The sequence below is a fragment of the Streptomyces sp. P5F9 genome (assembly GCF_057961495.1).
This window is the reverse complement of record NZ_JBXVPZ010000701.1, coordinates 1-3,532: the sequence shown is the minus strand read 5'-3', so window position 1 is coordinate 3,532 and position 3,532 is coordinate 1. Positions and strand designations below refer to the sequence as shown.

3 protein-coding genes and 1 pseudogene are annotated in these 3,532 nt (G+C 68.0%); all 4 read right to left on the bottom strand.

Annotation, left to right across the window (positions count from 1 at the left end; translation table 11 throughout):
* Positions 1 to 166 (bottom strand): annotated as a pseudogene (locus tag AC31A1_RS48725) (SAM-dependent methyltransferase); the annotation flags it as partial.
* Positions 167 to 328: 162 nt separating this feature from the next.
* The gene (locus tag AC31A1_RS48720) at positions 329 to 1,375 is read right to left on the bottom strand and encodes an ABC transporter ATP-binding protein (RefSeq protein ID WP_489659479.1); all 1,047 of its coding nucleotides are present in this window, start codon (positions 1,373 to 1,375) and stop codon (positions 329 to 331) included.
* Positions 1,376 to 1,400: 25 nt separating this feature from the next.
* Entirely contained in the window at positions 1,401 to 2,441 is a 1,041-nt protein-coding gene (locus AC31A1_RS48715) for an ABC transporter ATP-binding protein (protein WP_489659478.1), read from the bottom strand.
* 49 nt (positions 2,442 to 2,490) lie between these two features.
* A complete protein-coding gene (locus AC31A1_RS48710) occupies positions 2,491 to 3,471 on the bottom strand; it encodes an ABC transporter permease (protein ID WP_033286820.1) in 981 nt (326 codons plus the stop codon).
* Positions 3,472 to 3,532 lie beyond the last annotated feature (61 nt).

Sequence of the window (3,532 nt, the reverse complement as noted above, 5' to 3'; positions counted from 1 at the left end):
CCTCCCGCCGGGCCCGCCCGAGCAACCGCCCGGTACCGCACCCGACATCGAGCACGGAGCCGGCGGACATGACCAACCCGAGACAGAAGTCCTCGCCGGGCCCCCACGGGTTGAGGGTGTCGTACAGCGCTGCGAGCGAGGGATCCGCGAACGAACGATCAACCACCGCGGCAGTGTGTCACGCCGGACCCCGGACCGCCCGTTCATGGCGAAGGCCCGCGCCTGGGTGGGCGCGGGCCTTCGTCCCCTGGATCGGACATTCATGGGCTCGGGTCAATGGGCCGGTGAAAGTCCGTTCCTGAAGGGGGCGGCTGACTAAAGGGGTGTGTCAGGCCGCCGCCTCGGGGTCCTTGGAGAGACGGGGTGCCGGAACGGTGTCCGCCGTCTCGGGGTAGTGGCATGCGGTCAGGTGGCCGGGCTTGTTGCCCTCGGCCTGTACCAGCGGCGGAGCCTCCGTCGCGCACTTCTCCGTCGCCTTCCAGCAACGGGTACGGAAACGGCAGCCCGTGGGCGGGTTGATCGGCGACGGCACGTCACCGACCAGCCGGATGCGGTCCCGGGCGGGCGTCTCGTCCACCGTGGCCTCGGGCACGGCGGACAACAGGGCCCGCGTATAGGGGTGGCGCGGGTTGCCGTACAGGTCGTCGCGGTCGGCGATCTCCACGATCTTGCCGAGGTACATTACCGCGACTCGCTGTGAGAAGTGCCGGACGATCGCCAGGTCGTGGGCGATGAACACGAACGCGATGCCGAGTTCCTTCTGGACCTTCTGGAGCAGGTTCACGACCTGCGCCTGGATCGACACGTCCAGCGCCGACACCGGCTCGTCCGCGACGATCAGCTTCGGTTCGAGGGCCAACGCGCGGGCGACACCGATGCGTTGGCGCTGGCCGCCGGAGAACTCGTGCGGGAAGCGGTTGTAGTGCTCGGGGTTGAGACCGACGATCTCCAGCAGCTCGCGGACGCGGGCCTCGCGGCCGCCGGCCGGGTTGATGTCGTTGATCTCCATCGGGCCGGCCACGATCTTGCCGACCGTCTGCCGCGGGTTCAGCGAGGCGTACGGGTCCTGGAAGATCATCTGGATCTCGGACCGGATGGGCGCCAGCTGCTTGCGGCCCGCGTGGGTGATGTCCTGGCCGCGGTAGGTGATCTTGCCGCCGGTCGGCTCCAATAGGCGGGTGATCAGGCGGCCCGTCGTCGATTTGCCGCAGCCCGACTCGCCGACCAGGCCCAGGCTCTCGCCCTCGCCGACCTGGAAGTCCAGCCCGTCGACGGCCTGCACGGCACCGACCGTACGCCGGATCGGGAAGCCGCCCTTGATCGGGAAGTGTTTGGTCAGCCCGCTGACGTCCAGGAGGGGGATCGCGTTGCTCATGATGGGAAGTCCCGTTTCTAGTACGTCAGTTGTGCTGGGCTACGGCGAGAAGGTCGGCGAAGAGTTCCTGGCGCTGCGCGGTGCTGAGGTGGCAGGCGGAACCCCGGCCGTCGACCACCTCCAGCACGGGCCGCTCGCTGGAGCACAGGCCGCCCTCGACCTTCTCGGCGAAGGTGCAGCGCGGGTGGAAGCGGCAGCCGGACGGCGGATTGAGCAGCGAGGGCGGCGAGCCCGGGATCGGCATCAGCGGCACGTCGACCGGTCCTTCGAGGCTCGGCATGGAGCTGAGCAGACCGAGGGTGTAGGGGTGCTGCGGGTCCGTCAGCACCTCCTTCTTGGTGCCGCGCTCCACGCACCGGCCGCCGTACATCACGAGGACGTCGTCGGCGATGTCGGCGATGACGCCGAGGTCGTGCGTGATGAACACGATGGCGGTGCCGAACTCCTGCTGGAGGTCCTTCAGCAGGTCCATGATCTGGGCCTGGACCGTCACGTCGAGGGCCGTCGTCGGCTCGTCGGCGATCAGCAGCTCGGGGTCGCAGACCAGCGCCATGGCGATCATCGCGCGCTGGCGCATACCGCCCGAGAACAGGTGCGGGTAGTCGTCCACCCGGACCTCGGGCTGGGGGATCCCGACCCGCTTCAGCATCTCGATCGCCCGCTCGCGGGACTCCTTCTTGGAGGCTCCGGTGTGCTTGCGGTACACCTCGCTGATCTGCTTGCCGACCGTGTGGTACGGCGACAGCGAGGCCAGCGCGTCCTGGAAGATCATGGACATCTTGTTGCCGCGGAGCCGCTCCAGTTCCCGCTCGCTCGCGGTGAGCAGCTCCTTGTCGTCGAGCAGGATCTCGCCCTCGATCGCCGTACGGTCGCGGTCGTGGAGGCCCAGGATCGTCAGGTTGGTGACGGACTTGCCGGAGCCCGACTCACCGACGATGCCGAGCGTCTTGCCCTTGGCGAGGTCGAAGGAGAGCCCGTCGACGGCCTTGACGATGCCGTCCTCGGTGGAGAAGTGGACTTTGAGATCCCTGACGGAGAGGAAGGGCTGCTGATCGGTGCTCGTCACGGAGACGCTCCTGGGGGCGATGCGGGGGGTAGGGGGTACGGCCGGAGGGTCAGGCGAGCCGGATCCGCGGGTCGATGAAGGCGTAGGCGGCGTCGACGATGATGTTGAAGAAGACGATCGCGGCGGCCGCCAGCACGGTGACGCCGAGCAGCATCGGCAGGTCGCTCTGGTTGACGGAGGTCACCGCGAGCCGGCCGATGCCCTGGAGGCTGAAGACCTGCTCGGTGATGATCGCGCCGCCGATCAGGGTGCCCAGGTCGATGCCGAACACGGTGACGATCGGGCCCATGGCGCCGCGCCAGGCGAAGCGCAGGAACACGTTCGTGCGCGAGAGGCCCTTGGCGCGGGCGGTGCGGACGTAGTCCTCGGTGAGCTGCTCGACGAGCTGGGAGCGGGCCATGCGGGTGTAGTTGGCGGTGAAGATGATCGACAGCACGATCCACGGCAGGAGCAGGCCGGAGAACCAGGAGACGGGGTTCTCGGTCAGCGGCGTGTACGAGGGCTGGTCGAGGATGCCCGCCTTGAAGACCAGGAAGTACAGCGCGATGTAGCCGACGAAGTAGATCTGGAGCGAGGAGCCGAGCAGCGACGCCGAGGTCGCGAACTTGTCCAGGAACTTGCCCTGCTTCAGGGCGGCGATCATGCCCGTGCCGACACCGAAGGTCAGGAAGATGACAGCCGAGCCGAAGGCCAGCGAGAGGGTCAGCGGCAGCCGGTCCATGATCGTGCCGAAGACGGGCTCGTTGTTGGCGAAGGAGTAGCCGAGGCACGGAGCGTTGCAGTGTCCGAAGCCGCTGTAGTCACGCCCGACGAAGATGGCCTTCAGCCAGTCCCAGTACTGGACCGGGATCGGGTGGTCGATGCCCAGGTTGTGCCGGATCTGCGCGAGCGAGGCCGGCGTGCAGTTCTTGCCGCAGGACATCATGGCCGGGTCACGCGGGACGGCGTAGAAGAGCCAGAAGGTGATGGCGCTGATGATCAGCAGAATGACCAGCGCGCCGATCGTACGGCGGACAAGGAAGCGGAACATGGGGTCAGGACTCTCCGGGCGAGGCGCCGTTGCCGGGGCGTGAGGGGTGTGGGGCCGGTGG

Bases quoted from the DNA above. Each gene is read 5' to 3' on its own strand.
- AC31A1_RS48720 (WP_489659479.1), bottom strand. From the start codon at position 1,375: ATGAGCAACGCGATCCCCCTCCTGGACGTCAGCGGGCTGACCAAACAC.
- AC31A1_RS48710 (WP_033286820.1), bottom strand. From the start codon at position 3,471: ATGTTCCGCTTCCTTGTCCGCCGTACGATCGGCGCGCTGGTCATTCTG.